We start from the raw sequence: 24169 nt of genomic DNA on the forward strand, positions 1-24169 counted from the left end.
GTCCTCGGGCCACCCCATCATCGGCCGACGACGCGCCTGGTCACCGGCTCCACGGGTGGATCTGGGGACCACTTAGGGGGTGACAGGGGTAGGTCACCGGAAGGTCGCTGGGAAGACTTGGGCCGTTACGGCGAGGGACGGATGTGGTGACATGCTTCGGAGCGACCTGGTCCAGCCGTTGCCCGATCTGTTGCGGGCCCACGCCGCCCGACTGGGGGACAGGGTCGCGTTCCGCGACGAGTACCGGTCGGTCGGCTACGCCGCGCTCGCCGAGCGGACCCGCCGGCTGGCCGGGCACCTGGCCGCGACCGGGGTGGCCCGCGGTGACCGGGTCGCTTTCTGCCTCGGCAACCGCGTGGAGACCGTGGAGACGTGGCTGGCCGTCACCCGGGCGGCGGCGGTCGGCGTACCGGTGAACCCGCGCAGCACGGACGCCGAGCTGGCCCACCTGCTGGACGACTCCGGCGCGGTGCTGGTGGTCACCGACCCCCAGCACCTCGACCAGCTGCTCCGGCTGCGCCGGGACCGCCCCGACCTGCGGGTGTGGGTCACCGGCACCGGTCCGTTCCCCGACGGCGTCGCCGCCTGGTCCGACCTGGTCGACGCCGAACCCGCCGTGGACGCCCGCGACGACCTCGGCCTCGACGAGGTCGCCTGGATGCTCTACACCTCGGGCACCACCGGCCGGCCCAAGGGCGTGCTCTCCACCCAGCGCACCTGCCTGTGGTCGGTCGCCTCCTGCTACGTGCCGATCCCCGGTCTCACCTCCTCCGACCGGGTGGTCTGGCCGCTGCCGCTGTTCCACAGCCTCTCCCACATCGGCTGTGTGCTCAGCGTGACCGCGGTCGGCGCGACCGCCCGGCTCGTCGACGGGTTCTCCGCCGAGGACGTCCTGCGCGCGGTCGAGCAGGACGACGCCACGGTGCTGGCCGGGGTGCCGGCCATGTACCACCACCTGGTCGCCGCCGCGCGGGACACCGGCTTCCGTGCCCCCGCCCTGCGGGTGTGCCTGGTCGGCGGGGCGATCACCACCGGTCCGCTGCGCCGGGCGTTCGAGGAGGTCTTCGACGCGCCGCTGCTCGACGCGTACGGCAGCACGGAGACCTGCGGTTCGATCGCCGTCACCCGGCCGGACGAACCTCGGGTCGAGGGATCCTGCGGGCGCCCGGTGCCCGGCGTCGACGTGCGCCTGGTCGACCCGGAGACCGGCCGGGACGTCCCCGCCGGGGTGGAGGGCGAGGTGTGGGTGCGTGGACCGAGCGTGATGCTCGGCTACCACGGCCGGCCCGCCGACACCGACGCGGTGCTGCGCGACGGCTGGTACCGCACCGGTGACCTGGCCCGCCGGGACGCCGCCGGCAACCTCTTCGTCACCGGCCGGCACCGGGAGCTGATCATCCGGGGCGGCGAGAAGATCCACCCGGCCGAGGTGGAGGAGGTGCTGCGCACCGTCCCCGGCGTCGCCGACGTGGCGGTCACCGGCCGGTCGCACGAGGTGCTCGGCGAGGTGCCGGTGGCGTACGTCGTCGCCGGGCCGGAGGGCTTCGCGCCCCGGACCGCTCTGGCCGCCTGCCGGGAACGGCTGGCCTACCACAAGGTCCCGCAGGAGCTGTACGAGATCGCCGCCGTGCCGCGCACGGCCTCCGGGAAGGTCACCCGCCGGCTGCTGCCCGACCAGCCGGCCCGGCTGCGCGCCGTCAACGGCAGCCACCACGACGAGCTGGTCCGGATCAGTTGGGCGAGCCTGGACCTGACCGGCGTACCGGTGCCGGACCTGCGCTGGGCGGTCGTCGGCGCCGCCGACGCGCTGGGTGCGGTGGACCCGGACCGCCTCCGGGTCCATCCCGACCTGGCCGCCCTGTGCGACAGCGGGCCGGTGCCGGACGTGGTGGTCCTGCCGGTCGGGCCGGCGGACGTGGACCCGGTGGCGCTGGCGGACCGGCTTGGCGGCTGGCTCGCCGACGGCCGGTTCGCCGACTCCCGTCTGGTGCTGCTGACCACCGGGGCGGTGGACGCCTCCACCCCGGACCGCCCCGACGACCCGGACCTCGACCCGACGGCCGTCGCGGCCTGGGCGGTGGCCCGGGGCCTCCAGGCCGCCCACCCGGACCGGATCGTGCTGGTCGACCGGGACACCGACGCGCACCTGGCCACCCTGCTGCCGGTGGCCGTGGCCTCGGGCGCCGCCCAGGTCGCCCTGCGCTCCGGTGAGGTCCGCCACGCGCACCTCGGACCGGTGCCCGTCCCGGCGGTGGAGAACGCGGCCACGGTCGCCGACCCGGTCGTGCTGGCCGGCGCGGACACCCCGCTCGGGGCGGCGCTGGCCCGGCACCTGGTCACCGCGTACGGCGTCCGGCGGCTGAGGTTGCTCCCCACCGGACCGGCGGACGCCCCCGCGCTGGCCACCCTGGCGGCGGAGTTGACCGCCGCCGGTGCCGAGGCCACCCCGCTGGTCCCCGGGCCCGCCCCGGATCCTGCCGCGTCCCTCGGCGACGAGGAGATCGGGGCGGCCCTGCTCTGCCTCACCGCCGACGACCTCACCGCCGAGGTCCCCGACGGCCGTCCGGGCCGGCACCGCGCCGACGACGACACCGACGACCACGGCGGGCGGCTGCTGGCCCTGGCCGAAGGGCTGCACCGGCGGACCCGGCACGCCGACGTCAGCGCCTTCACCGTGCTCGTCCCGTCCGGGCCGCTGCTCGGAACGGCCGACGGCCACCGGGCCGCCGCCGTCGTCGGTGCCCTGCACGCCCTGCTGGCCCGACGGCGCGCGGCCGGGCTGCCCGCCCGGCTGGCCGGCACCGCGAACCGTAACCCCGCCCCGACGACCGCCGAACTCCGCCGCGACCTCGACGCCTTCGACATCGCGCACGACGGGGCGGACCTCGTCCTGCTCGCCCGGCCCCCGGTCGACCACCCGGCCTGGCGGGAACCCGCCCGTGTGGGCGGTGACACCGCCGAGGCGGCGGGGGCGCTGCGCCGCCGACTGGCCGTGCTGACCGCCGCCGAGGGCGACCGGCTCCTGCTGGACCTGGTCCGGGCGGCCACCGCCGAGGTCGCCGGCCTGCCCGGCCCGGCCGCGGTCCGCCCCGGGCGGGCCTTCAAGGAACTCGGCTTCACCTCGGTCGGCGCGGTGGCCCTGCGCGATCGGCTGGCCCGGGAGACCGGGGCCCGGCTCTCCGCCACGGCTGCCTTCGACCACCCGACGCCGGAGGCGCTCGCCCGGCACCTCGCCGCCCGGCTGCGCGGTGCCGCCCCGGTGGCGGCCGACGAGGCGGCGGGGACGTCGGCCACCGACGAGCCGGTGGCGATCGTCGCGATGGCCTGCCGGCTCCCCGGCGGCGTCACCGCGCCGGAGGAGCTGTGGGAGCTGCTCGACCAGGGCCGGGAGGGGCTGACCGGGTTCCCCACCGACCGGGGCTGGGACCTCGCCCACCTGTTCTCCGACGACCCCGACCAGCCGGGCACCTCGTACGCGCGGGTCGGCGGCTTCCTCGCCGACGCGGCCGACTTCGACGCCACCCTGTTCGCGATCAGCCCCCGCGAGGCGCTGGCCATGGACCCCCAGCAGCGGCTGCTGCTGGAGAGTTCCTGGGAGCTGTTCGAGCGCGCCGGCATCGACCCGACCACGCTGCGGGGCAGCGCCACCGGGGTCTTCACCGGCGTCATGCACCACGACTACGCCGCGAACCTGCGCCAGGCGCCGCCCGGCGTCGAGGGCTACCTGGGCGTCGGCACCGCCGGCAGCGTCGTCTCCGGTCGCGTCGCGTACACGCTCGGGCTGGAGGGGCCGGCGGTCACCGTCGACACCGCCTGCTCGTCGTCGCTGGTGGCGCTGCACCTCGCCGCGCAGGCGCTGCGCGCCGGGGACTGCTCCCTCGCCGTGGCCGGCGGGGTGGCGGTGATGGGCACCCCGCAGGCGTTCGTCGAGTTCAGCCGCCAGCGCGGTCTCGCCCCGGACGGGCGGTGCAAGGCGTTCGCCGAGGCCGCCGACGGCACCGGCTGGTCCGAGGGCGTCGCCGTCCTGCTGTTGGAACGGCTCTCCGACGCCCGTCGCAACGGCCATCCGGTCCTCGCCGTGCTGCGCGCCACCGCCGTGAACCAGGACGGCGCGTCCAACGGGCTCACCGCGCCGAACGGGCCCGCCCAGGAACGGGTGATCCGGCGGGCGCTGGCCGCCGCCGGCCTGCGACCGGCCGATGTGGACGCCGTCGAGGCGCACGGCACCGGCACCCGCCTCGGCGACCCGATCGAGGCGCAGGCGCTGCTCGCCACGTACGGGCAGGACCGGCCCGGGGACCGGCCGCTGCTGCTGGGCTCCCTGAAGTCCAACCTCGGACACACCCAGGCCGCCGCCGGGGCGGCCGGGGTGATGAAGATGGTCCTCGCGATGCGGTACGGCACGCTGCCCCGCACCCTGCACGTGGACGCGCCGACCTCCGAGGTGGACTGGACGGCCGGGTCGGTGGAGCTGCTCACCGACGCCCGCCCCTGGCCGGCGGTCGACCGGCCCCGCCGGGCCGGCGTCTCGTCGTTCGGCATCAGCGGCACCAACGCCCACGTCATCGTCGAGGCCCCCGAACCCGACGCCCCCGACGCCGGGGACGTCACGCCGCAGCCCGCCGGAGCCGCTTCGGGTGCCCGCACCGAGTCGGCCGTGCCCTGGTTGCTCTCCGCCGCCAGCCGGGAGGGCGTGCGCGACCAGGCCGCCCGCCTGCTCGGCTGGCTCGACGGCCCCGGGGTGGACGCCGACCCGGGCGACGTGGCGTACGCCCTGGCGACCACCCGGGCCGCGCTGGACCACCGGGCCGTCCTGCTGGTCGCCGACCCGGCCGCTGCCCGGACCGGACTGACCGCGCTCACCCGGGGCGACGCCGACCTGCCCACCGTCGTCACCGGTCGGGTCGACGACGGGCTGCTCGCCGTGCTCTTCGGCGGCCAGGGCGGCCAGCGTCCCGGCATGGGCGCGGGGCTGCGCGCCGCGTACCCCGTCTTCGCCGAGGCGTTCGACGCCGCCTGCGCCGAACTCGACCGGCACCTCGCCGGGGAGGCCCCGCACCCGGTCGCCGAGGTGGTCTGCGCGCCCGAGGGTGACGAGCGTGCCGCCCTGCTCGACCAGACCCTCTACACCCAGCCGGCGCTGTTCGCCGTCGAGGTGGCGCTGTACCGGCTCGTCGAGTCCTGGGGCGTCCGCCCCGACCTGCTGCTCGGCCACTCCGTCGGCGAACTGGCCGCCGCCCACGTGGCCGGCGTGTTCCCGCTCGCCGACGCGGCCGCCCTGGTCGCGGCCCGGGCCCGGCTCATGCAGCAGCTCCCGACCGGGGGCGCGATGGTCGCCGTCGAGGCGGCCGAGGCCGAGGTGGCCGTCCACCTCACCGACCGGGTCGGGCTCGCCGCCGTCAACGGCCCCACCAGCGTGGTGCTCTCCGGGGACACCGACGCGGTGCTCTCCGTCGCGGCGACCCTGCGCGCCACCGGCCGCCGCACCAGCCGGCTGCGGGTGTCGCACGCCTTCCACTCGGCCCGCATGGAGCCGATGCTCGACGCGTTCCGCGAGGTCGCCGCCGGCCTGACCTACCGTGCCCCCCGGCTGCCGGTGGTGTCCAACCTGACCGGCGAGCTGGTCGACCCGGCGCGGCTCTGCTCCGCCGACTACTGGGTCGACCACGTCCGGGGCACCGTCCGCTTCCTCGACGGGGTCCGCGCCCTGCACCGGCACGGCGTCACCACGTTCCTCGAGGTCGGCCCGGCCGGGGTGCTCACCGCCACGGCGCAGGACTGCCTCGCCGACGCCGGCGACCAGGTCGCGTTCGTCCCCACCCTGCGTACCGGGGAGCCGGAACCGGAGGCGCTGCTCACCGCCGTCGCCCGCCTGCACGTACGCGGCGTCGGGGTGGACCGGGCCGCGATCACCGGCCCCGGCCCGCACGCCCGGGTCGACCTGCCCACCTACGCCTTCCAGCGCCGGCACTACTGGCTGCCCGCAGGCGGGCCCGGCTCCGGTCGGCTCGTCGACGCCGGGCACCCGCTGCTCGACGGCGTGCTGCCGGTCGCCGGCACCGGCCAGGTGGTCGCCACCGGCCGGAGCACCGCCGGCCAGCCCGGTCCGACCGGCGACGGCACCGCACCGCTGCTGCCCGCCACCGTGCTGCTGGACGTGCTCACCCACCTCGGCGAGCAGTTCGGCGTGCCCACCGTGGCGCGGCTGTGCGTGCCCGAGCCGGTCCCGTACCCGGCCGACCTGACCGTCGACGTGCAGGTCGACATCGCCGGCCCCGACTCCGACGGACACCGCACCGCCCGCTGTCACGTCCGCACCGGACCCGGACAGCCCTGGCGGGAGGTGGCCGAGGCGCTGCTCACCCCGGCCGACCCGACCGCCGCCCCGAGCACCGTCGTGCCGACGTGGCCGCCGGCCGGGGCCCGGCCGGTGGACCTGACCGTCGACGCGCACCGGGCGCTCGCCGGTGACCTGGCCCGGGCCGCCTGGACCGCCGGGGACCGGCTGCTCGTCGACGTACGCCTGCCCGAGGACACCACCGACGCCGACGCCGAGCGGTACGGCGTGCACCCGCAGGTGCTCGACGCCGCCCTGCGCCTGCTCCCGCTCGCCGGTTTCGCCCCGCACCCCGGCGACGGCCGGCGGACGGTGCCCACCGAGTGGACCGGTGTCCGCCGCCACGCCACCGGCGCGCACGCGCTGCGGGTCAGCCTCGCCCGCGCCGGGGCCGACGCGGTGACGCTCAGCGCCGTCGACCACGCCGGGGCCCCGGTGCTCGACGTGGACCGCGTCGTCCTGCGCGACGTGCCGGTGCCGCCCGCCGACGTGGCGGCCCCGACCACCGAGAGCGGCACCGCCGGCCTGTACGCGGTCGACTGGCTGCCGGCCGTGACCCCGGTGACACCGGTTCCCGCGTGGACCGTCGCCGACGGCGCACCGCCGGCCGGGCCGCTGCCCCCGCTGCTCGTGCTCCGGGCCGGCGACGGGGACCCCGACGCGTCGGTGCCCGACCGGGCCCACGCCGTCGGCCTCGGCCTCCTCGGCGTGCTCCGGCGCTGGCTGGACGACCCGCGCGCCGAGAGCACCCGGCTCGCCGTGGCCGTCCGCGACGGCGACCCGGTGCACGCGCCGGTCGTCGGGCTGCTCCGGGTCGCCCACGCCGAACACCCCGGCCGGTTCCTGCTGCTGCGCCTCGACGCCACCGACGACGCCACCGTACGGGCGGCGCTGGCCGCCGCCGTCGACGAATCGGAGGTGGCCGTCCGCGACGGGCGGGCCCTGGTGCCCCGGTTGCGCCCCGCCGACCCGGACCCCGGCACCCCGCCACCGGTGCTCACCGGGGGAACGGTGCTGGTCACCGGCGGCACCGGAGGCGTCGGCCGGCACGTCGCCACCCACCTCGCCACCGCGCACGGTGTCACCGAACTGGTCCTGCTCAGCCGGACCGGCCGGCCGGCACCCTGGACGGACGCGCTCGCCGGGACCGGGGTCACCGTCCGGGTGGTCGCCGTGGACGTCGCCGACCGCGCGGCCCTCGAAGCCGTCGTCGCCCCGCTGGCCGACCGGCTCGTCGCCGTCGTGCACGCCGCCGGCGTCACCGACGACGCGCTGCTGACCGGCCTCGACCCGGCCCGGTGGGCGAACACCCTGCGGGCCAAGGTGCACGGCGCGTGGCACCTGCACGAGCTGACCGCCGGCCTCGACCTTGCCGCCTTCGTGCTCTTCTCCTCCGCCTCGGCGGTGTTCGGCAGCCCCGGCCAGGGCAACTACGCCGCCGGCAACGCCTTCCTCGACGCGCTCGCCGCGCACCGGCACGCCCAGGGGCTGCCGGCCACCGCGTTGGCCTGGGGACTCTGGGCCGAGCAGGACGGCATGGCCGGCCGCCTCGGCGCCGCCGACCTGGCCCGCCTCGCCCGCGGTGGCACCCGTCCCCTCGACACCGCCGCCGGGCTGGCCCTGTTCGACGCGGCCCTGTCCGCCGACCGGGCGACCCTGGTGCCGATCGGACTGGACCTGGCCGCCGTGCGCGCCGCCGGGGAGGTCCCGGCCCTGCTGTGGGCGCTGCTGCCCCCGCCGCCCCGCCGGGCGGTCAACGCCGATCCCGCCCCGCGCACCGCCGCCGGGTTCGCCGACCGCCTCGCCGGTCTGGCCGAGCCCGAACGGGCCGCCCTGCTGCTGGACCTGGTCCGCAACCGGTGCGCCACCGTCATCGGGCACACCGACCCCACCGCCGTCGAGCCGAACCGCCCGTTCAAGGACCTCGGCTTCGACTCGCTGATGGCGGTGGAGCTGAGCAACCGGCTCTCCGCCGGCACCGGCGTCCGGCTCGCCCCGCACGCGGTGTTCAACCACCCCACCCCGGAACTGCTCGCCGCGCACCTGCACGCCCGGCTGCTCGGCACCGTGGCCACCGAGGTCGCCGACGCGACCACCGTCGCCCTCGACGAGCCGGTGGCGATCGTCGCCATGGCCTGCCGGTTCCCCGGTGGCATCGGCTCCCCGGAGGAGCTGTGGCGGCTGCTCGACGCCGGTGGCGACGTCATCGGCGACCTGCCCACCGACCGGGGCTGGCCGCTGGCCGACCTGTACGACCCCGCCCCCGGCACCCCCGGCCGGACGTACGTGCGGGCCGGTGGCTTCCTCTCCGGCATCGCCGACTTCGACGCCGCGTTCTTCGGCATCAGCCCCCGTGAGGCCCTCGCCATGGACCCGCAGCACCGGCTGCTGCTGGAGACCTCCTGGGAGGCGCTGGAACGTGCCGGGGTCGACCCCGGCACGCTGCGCGGCAGCCGTACCGGCGTCTTCGCCGGCACCCACGGCCAGGACTACGCCGACCACATCGCCCCGGGCGCGTCCTCCGACGACGGCGAGACCACCGCCGACGAGGGCCACCTGCTCACCGGCACCGCCGGCAGCGTCCTCTCCGGACGGGTGGCGTACGCGCTCGGGCTGGAGGGCCCGGCGGTGACCGTGGACACCGCCTGCTCGGCGTCGCTGGTCGCGCTGCACCTGGCGGTGCAGGCCCTGCGCCAGGGGGACTGCGACCTGGCACTGGCCGGTGGCGTGTCGGTGATGTCCACCCCGGCCGGTCTCACCGGGTTCAGCCGCCAGCGCGGCCTCGCCGCCGACGGCCGGTGCAAGGCGTTCGCCGAGTCCGCCGACGGATTCGGCATGTCCGAGGGCGTCGGGATGCTCGTCGTGGAGCGGCTCTCCGACGCCCGGCGGCGCGGCCACCCCGTCCTCGCCCTGGTGCGCGGCACGGCGGTCAACCAGGACGGCGCGTCCAACGGGCTCACCGCCCCGAACGGGCCCTCCCAGGAACGGGTCATCCGGGCCGCGCTGGGTGCCGCCGGCCTCACCCCGGCCGACGTGGACGTGGTGGAGGCGCACGGCACCGGCACCCCGCTCGGCGACCCGATCGAGGCCGAGGCGATCCTCGCCACGTACGGGCAGCGCCCGGCCGACGTCCCGCCGCTGCTGCTCGGCTCGGTGAAGTCCAACCTCGGGCACACCCAGGCCGCCGCCGGTGTCGCCGGGGTGCTGAAGGTCGTCCTCGCCATGCGGCACGGCCGGCTGCCCCGCACCCTGCACGCCGACCACCGCACCTCCCGCGTCGACTGGGCCTCCGGGTCGGTCGACCTGCTGACCGAAGCCCGCCCCTGGCCCCGTACCGACCGGCCGGCGCGGGCCGGTGTCTCCTCGTTCGGCATCAGTGGCACCAACGCACACGTCGTCGTCGAGGCGGTGCCCGGGGCCGAGCCGCCCGCCGGGCCACCGGCGGCCGACCTGCCGGGTGGCGTGCCGGCCCTGCCGTGGCTGCTCTCCGCGCGTACCCCCGAGGCGCTGGCCGGCCAGGCCCGGCGGCTGCGCGCCCACCTCGCCCAGCGGCCCGACCAGCGCCCGCTCGACGTGGCCTGGTCGCTCGCCACCAGCCGGGCCACCTTCGACACCCGGGCGGTGCTCGTCGGCGGCGATCCGGACCGGATCGCCGCCGCGCTGGACGCGCTCGCCGACGGCCGCTCCGCCCCCGAACTGGTGCGCGGCGAGGCCGGTCCGGCCCGCCGGTGCGTGTTCGTCTTCCCCGGGCAGGGCTCCCAGTGGGACGGCATGGCCCTGGACCTGCTCGACCGGGCCCCCGTCTTCGCCGAGCGGATGGCCGCCTGCGACGCCGCGCTCCGGCCCCACCTGGACTGGTCCCTGCCGGACGTGCTGCGTCGGGTCCCCGGCGCGCCCGGCCTGGACCGGGTCGACGTGGTGCAGCCGGTCCTGTTCGCGGTGATGGTGTCCCTGGCCGAGCTGTGGCGCTCGTACGGCGTCCAACCCGCCGCCGTGGTCGGCCACTCGCAGGGCGAGATCGCCGCCGCCTGCGTCGCCGGGGTGCTCTCCCTGCCCGACGCCGCCCGGGTGGTGGCGCTGCGCAGCCGGGCCATCCGCACCCTGGCCGGACAGGGCGCGATGGCCTCCGTGGCGCTCCCCGCCGACGTGGTCCGCGAGCGGATCGCCCGCTTCGGTGACCGGGTCGCCGTGGCCGCCGTCAACGGTCCGGCCGCCGTGGTGGTCTCCGGCGAGGAGGCCGCCGTCGAGGACCTCCTCACCGAACTCGCCGCCGAGCAGGTCCGGGTCCGCCGGATCGCGGTCGACTACGCCTCCCACTCCGCCCAGGTGGAGCGGATCCGCGACGACCTGGCCGGGGCGCTCGCCGGCATCACGCCCGGCCCGGCCGCGGTGCCGCTGTTCTCCACCACCGACCTGCGCTGGCTCGACGGCCCCGAGATGGACCCCGACTACTGGTACCGCAACCTGCGCCAGCCGGTCGAGCTGGAGTCGGCGGTCCGCGCGCTGGCCGCCGAGGGCCACGACACGTACGTCGAGTGCAGCCCCCACCCGGTGCTCACCGTCGGTGTCGAACAGACCCTCGCCGACGACGACCGGGCGGTGACGGTGGGCTCGGTCCAGCGCGACCAGGGTGGCCTGGACCGCTTCCTGCTCTCCGTAGCCCAGCTGCACGTACGCGGCGTCCCGGTCGACTGGCGTCCCGCCCTGGCCGGCGGGCGGCGGGTGGACCTGCCCACGTACGCCTTCGCCCACCGCCGCTACTGGCCCCGGCCGGTCACCGGCCGGGGCGACGTCGGCGCGGTCGGCCTGGCCGCCGCCGACCACCCGATGCTCGGCGCGTCCGTGCCGCTGGCCGAGGCGCGCGGCCACCTGTTCACCGGCCGGCTCTCCGTCGCCGAGCAACCGTGGCTGGCCGACCACACGGTCGCCGGGACGGTGCTGGTACCCGGTACCGGCCTGGTCGAGCTGTGCCTGCGCGCCGGTGACGAGGTCGGCTGCCCGGCCCTCGACGAGCTGGTCATCGAGGCGCCGCTGGCGCTGGCCCCGGACGGGGCGACCCAGGTGCAGGTGGCCGTCGGTTCGGCCGGCGAGGACGGCCGTCGCCCGGTGACCCTGCACTCCCGTCCCGCCGACGGGCCGGCCGGGGCGCCGTGGACCCGGCACGCCACCGCCACCCTCTCCGCCGGGGAGCCCACCGCGCCGCCGGAGGCCACCGCCTGGCCCCCACGGGACGCCCGCCCGGTCGACCTGACCGACTTCTACGCCCGCCTGGCCGCCGACGGGTACGCGTACGGACCGGCGTTCCAGGGCCTGCGGGCGGTGTGGACCAGCGGCGACGAGGTCCACGCCGAGGTGGAGCTGCCCGCCGGCCCGCGCGCCGACGCCGACCGGTACGGCCTGCATCCCGCGCTGCTCGACGCCGCGCTGCACGCCGCGCACTTCGGTGGCCTCGCCGACGCCGGAGCCGACCGGATGCTGCTGCCGTTCGCCTGGAACGGGGTCGTCCTGCACGCCGCCGGGGCCGGTGCGCTGCGGGTCCGGCTGCGCAGGGTGGGCCCGCACGCCTTCACCCTGACCGCCGTCGACGCGGCCGGCGCTCCGGTGGCCGAGGTCGCCTCGCTGGCCATGCGCCCCATCTCCCGCGCCGAACTGGGCGCGCGGGACGCGGCCGTCGACGACGCGCTGTTCCGGCTCGACTGGCAACCGCTGACCGTGCCCGAACCGGTCACCCCGACCCGGGTGGTGGCGCTCGGCCGGGCTGTCGACGGGTTCGGACACCACGCCGACCCGGCCGCGCTCGCCCGGGCCGTCGACGCGGGAGCACCCGCGCCCGACGTCGTCCTCGCCGCGCCGGGCTGGCCCGGACCGACGGCGGACGGCCGGCACACCGCCGGCCCCGCGTCGGCCGCCGGTGTGGACGGAGCCGTGCCGGCCGCCGGTCCGGTGGACGGCGACCGGGCCCGGCTCGTCGCCGCCGAGGCCCTCGCGCTGGTGCAGGCCTGGCTCGCCGACGCCCGCTGGGCGGGCACCCCGCTGGTCCTGCTCACCCGGGGCGCCGTCGGCGTGCACGGCCCCGCCGAGGTCGACGATCCCGACGCGGCCACCGCCTGGGGACTGGTCCGCTCCGCCCAGTCCGAGCACCCCGACCGGTTCGTCCTGCTCGACACCGACGGCACGCCGGACGCCGCCACCGTCGCCGCCGTCCTCGCCACCGGCGAGCCGCAGGTGGCGTGGCGGGACGGCACCCCGTACGCCCCGCGTCTGGCCCGCCGCGCCGACGCGGCCACGCTCACCCCGCCGGCCGTCCCGGCGTGGCGGCTCGACGTGCCGACCCGGGGGAGCCTGGAACACCTGACGCTGGTCCCCACCGACGCGGCCGACGCCCCGCTCGGCCCGTGGGAGGTGCGCGTCCGGGTCCGCGCCGCCGGACTGAACTTCCGGGACGTGCTCAACGCCCTCGGCCTCTACCCCGGCGATCCGGGTCCACCCGGTGGTGAGGCGTCGGGCGTGGTCACCGAGGTCGGCGTGGCCGTGACCGACCTGCGCCCCGGTGACCGGGTGCTCGGGGTCTTCCTCGGCTGCTTCGGACCGGTCGCGGTCACCGACCGCCGGTTGCTGGCCCCGATGCCCGACGACTGGACCTTCGCCCAGGCCGCGTCGGTGCCGGTGGTCTTCCTCACCGCGTGGCGGGGTCTGGTCGACCTGGCCGGGCTGCGGGCCGGCGAGTCCGTGTTGGTGCACGCCGCCGCCGGTGGCGTGGGCATGGCCGCCGTCCAGATCGCCCGGCACCTCGGCGCGGACGTCTACGCCACCGCCAGCCCCGGCAAGTGGCCGGCGCTGCGGGCCATGGGCATCGGCGAGGACCACCTGGCCTCGTCCCGCACCCTCGACTTCGAGGCGCGGTTCCTCGCCGCCACCGGCGGACGCGGTGTCGACGTGGTGCTCGACGCCCTGGCCCGTGAGTTCGTCGACGCGTCGCTGCGGCTGCTGCCGCGCGGCGGGCGGTTCCTGGAGATGGGCAAGACCGACCTGCGCGATCCGGACCTCGTCGCCGTCGACCACCCCGGCGTCGCCTACCAGGCGTACGACCTGACCACGGTGGCGCCCGAGGAGATCCAGCGGATGCTGGTCACCCTGATGGACCTCTTCGCCGCCGGCACCCTGCGTCCGCTGCCGGTACGGGCCTGGGACGTCCGGCAGGCCCCCGACGCGTTCCGGTACGTCAGCCAGGCCCGCCACGTCGGCAAGGTGGTGCTCACCATGCCCGCCGGGTGGGACCCGGACGGCACCGTGCTGCTCACCGGCGGCACCGGCCTGCTCGGCGGGCTGGTCGCCCGCCGCCTGGTCACCGGGCACGGCGTACGGCACCTGCTGCTGGCCAGCCGCAGTGGCCCGGACGCTCCCGGGGTGGCCGGGCTGACCGACGAGCTGACCGCCCTCGGCGCCACGGTCACCGTGGTCGCCGCCGACGTCGCCGACCGCGCCGACGTGGCCCGGCTCGTCGCCGGGGTGCCCACCGCGCACCCGCTCACCGCCGTCGTGCACGCCGCCGGGGTGCTCGACGACGGGGTGGTCACCGCGCTCACCCCGGACCGGATCGACACCGTCTTCCGGCCCAAGGTGGACGCCGCCCGCCACCTCGACGACGCGACCCGCCACCTCGACCTCGCCGGGTTCGTGCTCTTCTCCTCCGGCGCGGGCGTGTTCGGCGTACCCGGCCAGGGCAACTACGCCGCCGCCAACGCGTACCTGGACGCGCTGGCCCGGCGGCGGCGCGGGGCCGGACTGCCCGCCCAGTCGTACGCCTGGGGGCTGTGGGAGCAGGCCAGCGCGATGACCGGCGGGCTGGACCGCACCGACCCCCGGATCACCGCCCGGGACGGCCAGCTGGCCATCCCCACCGACCTCGGCATGGCGCTGTTCGACGCCGGTCTGGCCGCTGCCGAGGAGCATCTGGTGCCCACCCGGGTCGACGTGACCGCCCTCGCCGGGCGGGCCGTGGTGCCGGCGCTGATGCGTGGCCTGGTCCGGCGGGAACGACCCCGCTCCCGCGCCACGACGGCCACCGGCGGCGGGGACCTCGCCGGTCGGCTGCGCGCGCTCACCGCGACCGAGCAGTCCGCGTACCTGCTCGACCTGGTGCGTGCCGAGGCGGCGAGCGTGCTCGGCCACGGCAGCCCCGAGGCGATCCGGCCCGAGCAGGCGTTCAACGAGATCGGCTTCGACTCGCTGACCGCCGTGGAGCTGCGCAACCGGCTGGCCGAGGCGACCGGCGAGCGGCTGCCGGCAACGGTGATCTTCGACTACCCGGATCCCACCGCGCTCGCCGCGTTCCTGCGCTCCCGGCTCGTCCCGGACGACGCGGAGGCCACCCCGGCCATCCTCGCCGAACTGGAGAACCTGGAACGCGCACTCGCCGAGACGACCGTCGAAGCGGAGCTGCACACCCAGGTCACCGCCCGGCTGGAGGTGCTGGTCGCCAAGTGGCGGACCATGCGCGGCGCCTCCACCACCGACCACGACCTGGACCTCGACCAGGCCAGCGACGACGAGATCTTCAGCCTGATCGACACGGAACTCGGGCTGTAGATGCCCGGCCCGAGGCGGAAACCCGAGGAACGGTGATGACGGACGTACTGATCGTGGGCTACGGCCCGGTGGGCCAGGTGGCGGCGATCCTGCTCGCCCAGCGCGGGCTCACCGTGCGCGTGGTGGAGAAGTGGCAGACGCCGTACAACATGCCCCGTGCGGTGTCCTACGACGGCGAGGCCAGCCGTATCCTCGCCGCCTGCGGCCTCGGCGACCGGCTCGACGACGTCACCGAACTGTCCGGCGAGTACACCTGGAAGAACGGCTTCGGCCGGACCCTGCTGCACGTCAAGGTCGCCGACGACGGCCCCACCGGCTGGCCCGACTCCATCTCGTTCTACCAGCCCGGCCTGGAGGACCGCCTCGCCGAGCGGGGACGCGCCCTGCCCGGCGTGGAGGTGCACCGGGGGCTGGAGGTCACCGGACTGACCGACCACGGCGACCGGGTCGACGTGACCGCCGTCGACGGTGCCGGCGCGGAGCACGCCTTCACCGCGTCCTGGGTGCTGGGTTGTGACGGCGCGAACAGCTTCGTCCGCCGCTGGCTCGGCGCCACCGTCACCGACCTGGGCTTCGGCTACGACTGGCTGGTCTGCGACGTGGTGCTCGACGAGCCGCACGAGTTCAAGCCGAACAACCTCCAGATCTGCGACCCCGCCCGGCCCCGCACCGCCGTCTCCGCCGGTCCCGACCACCGCCGCTGGGAGTTCATGCGGGTGCCGGGGGAGAGCCTGGAGGAGTTCCGGGGCGAGGCCAGCGCCTGGCGGCTGCTGGGCCTGTTCGACATCACCCCGGACACCGCCCGGCTGGACCGCTACGGCGTCTACACCACCCAGGCCTGCTACGCCGACACCTGGCGTTCCGGGCGGGTGTTCCTGGCCGGCGACGCCGCCCACGTCATGCCCCCCTTCCTCGGCCAGGGCATGAGTTCCGGCTTCCGGGACGTGGTCAACCTCGCCTGGAAGCTGGACCTGGTGCACCGGGGAGTCGCCGACGCGTCCCTGCTCGACACCTACGAGGCGGAGCGGCGGGCCCACGTGCAGCACGCCATCCGGATGTCCATCGACTCCGGCACGGTGATCTGCGAGACCGACCAGAAGAAGGCCGCCGGCCGGGACGCGGTGATGCTGGCCGCGCTGCGCCGGCGTACCCAGCAGCGGCACGCCCGCTCGCTGCGTGAGGCGGTCGTCGACGGCGTGCTGCGCCGCGACCCGGCCGGCAACCCCGCCCCGTACGCGGGAGCTCCCGCCGTGCAGGGCCGGGTGACCGCGGGCGGCCGGACCGGACGCTTCGACGAGGTGGTGGGGACCGGCTTCGTCCTGCTCACCCGTGGCCCGGCCACACTCGACCCGGACGCCACCGCGTTCCTCGACACCCTCGGTGCCCACCGGGTCACCGTGCGCCCCGCCGACGGCACCACCCCCGCCGACTCCGCCGCCGTCCCGGCGTCCGGCGAGGCCAGCGCGCCGATCGACGTCGTCGACCTCGACGGCGTCCACCTGGCCTGGCTGGCCGACGCGAACGCCGACGCCGTGCTCGTCCGACCCGACTTCTACGTCTTCGGCGTGGCGGCCGGACCGGACGGCCCGGCCGCCCTGGTGGACGACCTGCGCCGGCAGGTCGCCAGCCGGGCACTGCACCCCTGACCACTCCCTGCTGCTGAAGGAACAGACATGTTGGAGAACCTCCGCACCCTCGGCCGGGTGATCCGGACCCTGGCCACCAAGGACCCGGTGACCCGGGTCCGCCGCTTCTACGAGATCCAGTCCCCGGACGTGGAGTTCGCCGCCCGCAGCAGCCGGTACATGAACGTCGGCTACTGGGAGGAGGGCGTGACCAGCCTCGACGTGGCCGGCGAGGCGCTGGCCACGAAGCTCGCCGACGCGGCCGGCTTCAAGCCCGACGACACCGTCCTCGACGTCGGTTTCGGCTACGGCGACCAGGACTTCGCCTGGCTGCGCGACCGCCGGGTGGCCAAGGTGCACGGCATCAACGTCACCCCCCGGCACGTCGAGCACGCGCGCGAGCGCGCCAGCCGGGAGGGCCTGGCCGAGCAGGCCGAGTTCCAGCTCGGCACCGCCACCGAGCTGCCCTTCCCGGACAACACCTTCGACCGGGTCGTCGCGCTCGAGTCGGCCTTCCACTTCCACCCGCGCAGCGCCTTCTTCGCCGAGGCCTTCCGGGTGCTCAAGCCCGGCGGCACCCTCGCCACCGCCGACATCATCCCGCTGAGCAACGACACCCCCCGGATGTCCATCAGCTCCGGCCCGCTGAGCTTCGTCAAGTTCAGCATCCCCGACGAGAACTGGCACGACCGGACCGTCTACGCCGTGCAGCTCACCGCCGCCGGGTTCGTCAACGCCGACGTGCAGTCGATCCAGGACCGCACCTGGGAGGGCTGGCGGCGGTTCCAGGCCGCCCGGCCCCACGACCCGGCGTTCCAGGCCGCCGCCGAGCGCAGCGCCGTCAAGGGGATGGCCAACCACTGGCGGGACGAGACCCTGATCAAGAAGGAGATCGCCCTGCTCGACTACGTGATCGCCGTCGCCCACAAGCCGTGACACGACGTGGCCCTCACCGTCGGGGAACACCCGGTGGTGAGGGCCACGACACGCGTCGGGCAGGCTCCGGTCAGCCGACCGCCGCCCGGGTCAGCGCCGCCGAGAGGGTACGCAGGATCGCCGGCTGGTGCTGGGCCAGGAAGAAGTGCCCGCCGGGGAAGACGTGCATGTCGAACGGCCCGGTGGTGTGCTCCTGCCACGCCCTGGCCTCGTCGACCGTGGTCTTCGGGTCGTCGTCGCCGGTGAACACCGTCACCGGGCAGGTCAGCTTCGGGCCCGGCGTGTACTCGTACGTCTCCGCCGCCCGGTAGTCGTTGCGGATGGCCGGCAGCGCGGCCCGCAGCATGTCCGGGTCACCGAGCACCGCCGAGTTCGTGCCGCTCAGCTTCTTCACGTCGGCGAGCAGACCCTCGTCGTCGAGCAGGTGCACCGTCTCGTCCCGCCGGCGCGACGGCGCCCGTCGCCCGGACGGGAACAGGTGCGCGGCCGGCCTGCCGGTCTCCGCCTCCATCAGCCGCGCCACCTCGAAGCCGAGGCTCGCGCCCATGCTGTGCCCGAAGATCGCCAACGGCTGGTCCAGCCAGGGCCGCAGCACCCGGAAGACCTGTCGGGCCAGCTCCGGGATGGTGTCGACGCACGGCTCGTGGCGGCGGTCCTGCCGGCCCGGGTACTGGATGCTGAGGACCTCCACGGCCGGCGAGAGCGCCCGGGAGACCGGGAAGTAGAAGCTCGCGGATCCGCCGGCGTGCGGCAGGCACACCAGCCGGGGCGCACCGGCCGGGGCCGGGTGGAACCGGCGTACCCACAGGCCGTTGTCGTGGTCGGTCATCGTCGCGCGGTCCTTCCCAGCGATGGGGCCCGGACCTCCGGGCACCCGGCCATTCCACCGGACGCTAACCGCGCCGCCGGACGCGGGCCACCCCTAGCGGACCGGCCGTACCGGTTAGGGGTTGTCGCAGCTCATACGACGCCATAACTTCCCCGCAGAGGGGGACCCGTGGCTCTCGGGTGACGTGTACTCAAGGACGTGGAACCGAAACTGGCCTGAGAATTCGCGCATGCGCACCGTCGACCGCGTCAGGTCTCCGCCGGCCACTGCGATGGGTCAGGTTGATGGACACCGAAGAGAAGCTCCGGGAGTATCTGAAGCGGGTCACCACCGACCTGAGGCGGACCCGGCAACGGCTCCGTGACGTCGAGGACGAGGCCCGGCAGCCGATCGCCATCGTCGGCATGGCGTGCCGGTTCCCCGGCGGCGTCACCTCCCCGGAGGCGCTGTGGGACCTGGTCGCCGCGTCCGGCGACGCCGTCGGCGGCTTCCCCACCGACCGGGGCTGGGACCTCGACGACCTCTACGACCCGACCGGGGAACGTCCCGGCACCTCCTCCGTCCGGGAGGGCGGCTTCGTCCACGACGCCGGCCACTTCGACCCCCGCTTCTTCGGCATCTCGCCCCGTGAGGCGCTGGCCATGGACCCGCAGCAGCGGCTGCTGCTGGAGGTGTCCTGGGAGGCGTTCGAGTCGGCCGGGGTGGACCCGACCGCGCTGAAGGGCGGCCGGGTCGGCGTCTTCGCCGGCCTCACCCACGGCGACTACGCGGCCGGCGCGGCCGACGTGCCCGACGGCGTCGTCGACTACCTCGGCCTCGGTAACGCCGGCAGCATCAGCTCCGGCCGGGTGGCCTACACGTTCGGGTTCGAGGGACCGGCGGTCACCGTCGACACGGCCTGTTCGTCGTCGTTGGTGGCGCTGCACCTGGCCGTGCAGTCGCTGCGCTCCGGCGAGTCCGACCTCGCCCTGGCCGGCGGCGTCACCGTGATGCCCACCCCGGCCGTCTTCGTCGACTTCACCCGGCAGGGCAACCTCTCCCGCTCCGGCCGGTGCCGGGCCTTCGCCGACGCCGCCGACGGCACCTCCCTCGCCGAGGGCGTCGGCATGCTCCTCGTCGAACGCCTCGCCGACGCCCAGCGGCTCGGTCACCGGGTGCTCGCGGTGGTGCGGGGTACGGCGGTGAACCAGGACGGTGCGTCGAACGGGTTGACCGCGCCGAACGGTCCATCGCAGCAGCGGGTGATCCGGCAGGCGTTGACGAGCGCCCGGCTCACCCCCGCCGACGTGGACGTGGTGGAGGCGCACGGTACGGGTACGACGCTGGGTGATCCGATCGAGGCGCAGGCGTTGCTGGCCACGTACGGGCAGGAGCGGGACGAGCCGTTGCTGCTCGGCTCGGTGAAGTCGAATCTCGGTCACACGCAGGCCGCCGCTGGTGTCGCGGGCATCATCAAGATGGTGCTGGCGATGCGGCACGGTGTGGTGCCGGCGACTTTGCACGTGGATGTGCCGTCGTCGAAGGTGGACTGGTCGGCGGGTGCGGTGGAGTTGGTGACGCAGGCGCGTTCGTGGCCTGCGGTGGATCGGCCGCGTCGGGCGGCGGTATCGTCGTTCGGCATATCCGGCACCAACGCCCACGTGATCGTGGAGCAGGCCGAGGCGGAAGCCGACGCGTCGCCGGCAACGACCGCCGTTGACCTGCCGGTGGTGCCGTGGTTGGTGTCGGCGCGGTCGGCGGAGACCCTGGCGGGTCAGGCGGGCCGGCTGGCCGGGTTCGTCCGGGAGCAGGCTGGCCTGTCGCCGGTGGACGTCGGTTGGTCCCTGGCCACCACCCGGGCGGCGTTGGAGCACCGCGCGGTGGTGCTGGGAACGACCGGTGGCGACCTGTCCGCCGGGTTGGACGCCCTCGCCGGTGGCGCCACCGAGCGGGCCGGCGCGCTCGTGGTCGGGCAGGCAGCACCCGGTCGTCGGGCGTTGCTGTTCACCGGTCAGGGTGCGCAGCGGTCGGGGATGGGTCGGGAGTTGTATGACCGGTTCCCGGTGTTCGCGGGTGCGTTTGATCGGGTGTGTGCGCTGTTCGAGGGTCGGCTCGCGTATCCGTTGCGGGAGGTGGTGTTCGCCGAGTCGGGTACGGAGCTCGGGGTTCTCCTTGATCAGACGGCGTTTACGCAGGCGGGCCTGTTCGCGGTCGAGGTGGCCCTCTTCGAGTTGCTGTCGTCGTGGGGTGTGACGGCGGACTACGTTGCGGGTCATTCGATTGGTGAGGTGACGGCGGCGTACGTGTCGGGGGTGTTGTCGCTGGAGGATGCGTGTGCTCTGGTGGCGGCGCGGGGTTCGTTGATGCAGGCCCTTCCTTCTGGTGGGGGGATGTTGGCGGTCGGTGCGCCTGAGGTTGAGGTGCGTGAGCTGGCCGGTGACGGTGTCGACTTGGCGGCGGTGAACGCTCCCAGGGCTGTGGTGCTGTCCGGCCCGGTTGCCGAGTTGGATCGGGTGGCCGACTTGTGTGCCGAGCGGGGTTGGCGGGCCAAACGACTGTCGGTGAGTCACGCGTTTCATTCGCGGTTGATGGAGCCGATGCTCGACGAGTTCCGCGCTGCCATTGCGGGCCTCAACTGGTCTGCGCCTCGGGTGCCGGTGGTGTCGAACCTGACCGGTCGGGTCGCGGATGCGTCCGAGATCGCAAGCCCGGACTACTGGGTGCGGCATGTGCGGGAGGCGGTGCGGTTCGGCGACGGGGTCGCCACGCTGCACGGGCTTGGTGTGTCGACGGTGCTGGAGGTGGGGCCGGATGCGACGTTGACGGCGATGGCCGCGGACACGCCGACCGACCGGGTGGTGCATCTGGTTCCGGCGCTGCGGCGGGACCAGTCGGAGACGACCGCGTTGGTGACCGCGTTGGCCCGGTTGCACGTGACCGGTACGCCGGTGGACTGGGCGGGCTGGTTCACCCAGCATGGACACCAGCCGCACACCGTCGACCTGCCCACCTACGCCTTCCAGCGACAGCGGTACTGGCTCAACGCCGGGGCGTCCGGAGCCGACGCCTCCGGACTCGGCGTGCGCGGCACGAATCACGGCCTGCTCGACGCCGAACTCGTCACCGCCGCCGACGACGTCCGCATCCACGGCGGCCAGCTCTCCGTACAGACCCAGCCCTGGCTCGCCGACCACGTGGTGTGGGGTTCGGTCGTCGTACCGGGCTCGGCACTGGTGGAGATGGCGCTGCACGCCGGAGCGCAGGCCGCCTGCGACACGCTGGAGGAGCTGACGCTCGCCGCCCCGATCGTCCTGCCCGAGCAGGGCGCCCGTGGGGTGCAGCTCCACCTGGCCGCCCCCGACGAGCACGGCCGCCGCCGGGTCACCATCCACTCCCGCCAGGCGGACGACCCGCGCGGCGACTGGACCCGGCACGCCGAGGGCGTCCTCGCTCCCGGTAGCCCGGACGCGCCGGAACCGCTGACCGAGTGGCCGCCGGCCGGTGCCACCGTCGTGCCGGTCGAGCCGATCTACGAGCAGTTGCACCGCCTCGGTGTGGACCACGGGCCGACCTTCCGTGGGCTGCGCGCCGCGTGGCGTACCGACGACGGGGTCTTCGCGGAGGTCGCGCTGCCCGACGGCACCGCCACCGGCGGATTCAGCCTCCACCCGGCGCTGCTGGACGCGGCGCTGCACGTCGTCGGTCTCACCGACGACGCCGACGCCGACGCGTCCGGGGCCCGCCTCCCGTTCGCCTGGTCCGGCGTCGCGCTCGCCGCCGTCGGCGCGACCCACCTGCGGGTACGCGTCACCCGGGCCGGCTCGGCGGTGTCGCTGGCCCTCGCCGACGGTGCGGGTGCACCCGTCGCCCGGATCGGCTCGCTCCTCTCCCGGCCCGTCGGTGCCGGCCAGCTCGACACCACCGGACCGGCCGAGCTGCCCCTCTTCGACCTGCGCTGGTCCGCGCTGCCGCTGCCGGCCCGGTCGGCGGCCGGGATCGTGGCGCTCGACGACGCCGCACCCGCTGCCGTGTCGCTGCCCGGCGGAATCGCCGCGCTCGCCGACGCCATCGACGCCGGTCGGTACGATCCCCGGCTGGTGCTGCTCCCCGTCGGGAACACCCGACCCGGGGATCCCCTCGCCGCGACCCACACCCGGCTTGCCGAAGTCCTGACCGCCGTGCGGGAGTGGCTGGCCGACGAGCGGTTCGCCGACCGGCGGCTCGTCGTGCTCACCCGGGGCGCGGTCCCCGCCGGTCCCGCCGGGGAGGTGACCGACCTGGCCGGTGCCGCCGCCTGGGGTCTGGTGCGCACGGCGCAACTGGAGCACCCCGGCCGGTTCGTGCTGGCCGACCTCGACGACGCGGTCGACGCCGACCTGCTCGGCCGGGCCCTGGCCGGTGACGAGCCGCAACTCGCCATCCGGGACGGGCAGCTGCTCGTACCCCGGCTCGCCCCGGCCGACGCCTACCCGACCGGCACCACCGACCTGCTGCCGGACGGCACGGTGCTCGTCACCGGCGCCACCGGCACCCTGGGCGGCATCATCGCCCGGCACCTGGTCACCACGCACAAGGTCCGGCACCTGCTCCTGGTCGGCCGGCGCGGCCACGACGCCCCCGGCGCCGCCGACCTCCTCGCCGACCTCGCCCGCCTCGGCGCGCAGGCCCGCCTCGTCGCCGCCGACGTGGCCGACCGGGACGCCGTCGCCGCGCTGCTCGCCACCGTTCCCGCCGAACACCCGCTCACCGGGGTGGTGCACGCCGCCGGGGCTCTGGACGATGCGGTCGTCACCGCGCTGACGCCGGAGCGGACCGCCGCGGTACTCCGCCCCAAGGCCGACGCCGCCTGGCACCTGCACGACCTCACCCGGCACCTGGACCTGCCGATGTTCGTGCTCTTCTCCTCGATCGCCGGTCCGCTCGGCGGCCCGGGGCAGGGCAACTACGCGGCGGCCAACGCCTTCCTCGACGGTCTGGCCCACCACCGGCACGCCGCCGGGCTCGCCGCCACCTCCCTGGCGTGGGGGCTCTGGGAGGAGGGCAGCGGGATGACCCGCGACCTGGGCACGGGCGGTCGGGAACGGATGGCCCGCCAGGGCATCGTCGCGCTCGGCACCGAGCAGGCCCTCGCCCTCTTCGACGCCAGCCGGCGCAGCCGGCAGCCGCTGCTGCTGCCCGTCCGCCTCGACCTGGCCGGGCTGCGGACCCTCGGCACCGTCGAGCACCTTCCGGCACCGTTGCGTGGCCTGGCCGGCGTCCGCGTGCGGCGCAGCGCCGCCGGGTCGGCCGCGCCGGCGGCCGGGTTCCGCGACCGGATCACTGCGGCCTCCGACGAGGACCGCCGCCGGCTGGTCGAGGAGCTGGTCACCGGCCAGGTCGCTGAGGTGCTCGGGTACGCCTCGTCGGCCGCCGTCGGCACCGCGCAGTCCTTCACCGAACTCGGCTTCGACTCGCTGACCGCCGTGGAACTGCGCAACCGGCTCACCACCCTGACCGGTGTGTCGCTGCCGGCCACCCTGGTCTTCGACCACCCCACCCCGGAGGCGCTGACCGGGCACCTGATGGCGCAGTTCGGCCCTGGCCGGTCCGCGCCGACCCTCCTCGACGAGCTGGACCGGCTGGAGACGGCGTTCTCCGCGACCCCGGCGGAGACCCTGGCCGAGCTGACCGCCGACGAGGAGACCCGCACGGCGGTCACCGCGCGGCTCAGGGCGCTGCTCACCCGCTGGGAGGGCGAGGCCGGGGAGACCGGTTCCGCCGCCCCGTCCCTCGACGACGCCAGCGACGACGAACTCTTCGACTTCATCGACAGCAGGTTCGGTCGTTCCTGACCGTCGAACCGCCCCGCTTGCCGACCAACGCGACAGGTGAATC

Annotated in this window: 5 protein-coding genes; 4 read left to right on the forward strand and 1 reads right to left on the reverse strand. The window is 75.8% G+C overall.

Annotated features, from left to right (window positions below):
- The first annotated feature begins 151 nt into the window (after positions 1-151).
- The 3 genes from IGA62_RS25030 to IGA62_RS25040 are packed head-to-tail and all read left to right on the forward strand — an operon-like array spanning position 152 to position 17487.
- A complete protein-coding gene (locus tag IGA62_RS25030) occupies positions 152-14926 on the forward strand; it encodes a type I polyketide synthase (RefSeq protein ID WP_145818589.1) in 14775 nt (4924 codons plus the stop codon).
- 35 nt (positions 14927-14961) lie between these two features.
- On the forward strand, positions 14962-16572 hold the full coding sequence (gene mhpA, locus IGA62_RS25035) for a bifunctional 3-(3-hydroxy-phenyl)propionate/3-hydroxycinnamic acid hydroxylase MhpA (protein ID WP_145818588.1): 1611 nt from the start codon (positions 14962-14964) through the stop codon (positions 16570-16572).
- A gap of 27 nt (positions 16573-16599) precedes the next feature.
- The gene (locus IGA62_RS25040; RefSeq protein WP_145818587.1) at positions 16600-17487 is read left to right on the forward strand and encodes an SAM-dependent methyltransferase; all 888 of its coding nucleotides are present in this window, start codon (positions 16600-16602) and stop codon (positions 17485-17487) included.
- Between the two features lie 70 nt (positions 17488-17557).
- Here IGA62_RS25040 and IGA62_RS25045 read toward each other — a convergent pair whose 3' ends face one another.
- Positions 17558-18316, reverse strand: a complete 759-nt coding sequence (locus IGA62_RS25045) for a thioesterase II family protein (protein ID WP_145818586.1) — start codon at positions 18314-18316, stop codon at positions 17558-17560.
- A gap of 284 nt (positions 18317-18600) precedes the next feature.
- On the opposite strand from IGA62_RS25045, the gene IGA62_RS25050 reads away from it, so the two are divergent.
- Positions 18601-24126 (forward strand): type I polyketide synthase, encoded by a 5526-nt coding sequence (locus IGA62_RS25050; RefSeq protein WP_198501108.1) that lies wholly within the window; start codon positions 18601-18603, stop codon positions 24124-24126.
- Positions 24127-24169 lie beyond the last annotated feature (43 nt).

Origin of the sequence: Micromonospora sagamiensis (assembly GCF_014680085.1) — a bacterium.
Taxonomy (GTDB): domain Bacteria; phylum Actinomycetota; class Actinomycetes; order Mycobacteriales; family Micromonosporaceae; genus Micromonospora; species Micromonospora inyonensis.

What these genes read in the sequence shown, in the direction of transcription:
- IGA62_RS25030 (WP_145818589.1), top strand. Translation starts at nt 152, where the DNA reads ATGCTTCGGAGCGACCTGGTCCAGCCGTTGCCCGATCTGTTGCGGGCC.
- mhpA (WP_145818588.1), top strand. Translation starts at nt 14,962, where the DNA reads ATGACGGACGTACTGATCGTGGGCTACGGCCCGGTGGGCCAGGTGGCG.
- IGA62_RS25040 (WP_145818587.1), top strand. Translation starts at nt 16,600, where the DNA reads ATGTTGGAGAACCTCCGCACCCTCGGCCGGGTGATCCGGACCCTGGCC.
- IGA62_RS25045 (WP_145818586.1), bottom strand. Translation starts at nt 18,316, where the DNA reads ATGACCGACCACGACAACGGCCTGTGGGTACGCCGGTTCCACCCGGCC.
- IGA62_RS25050 (WP_198501108.1), top strand. Translation starts at nt 18,601, where the DNA reads ATGGACACCGAAGAGAAGCTCCGGGAGTATCTGAAGCGGGTCACCACC.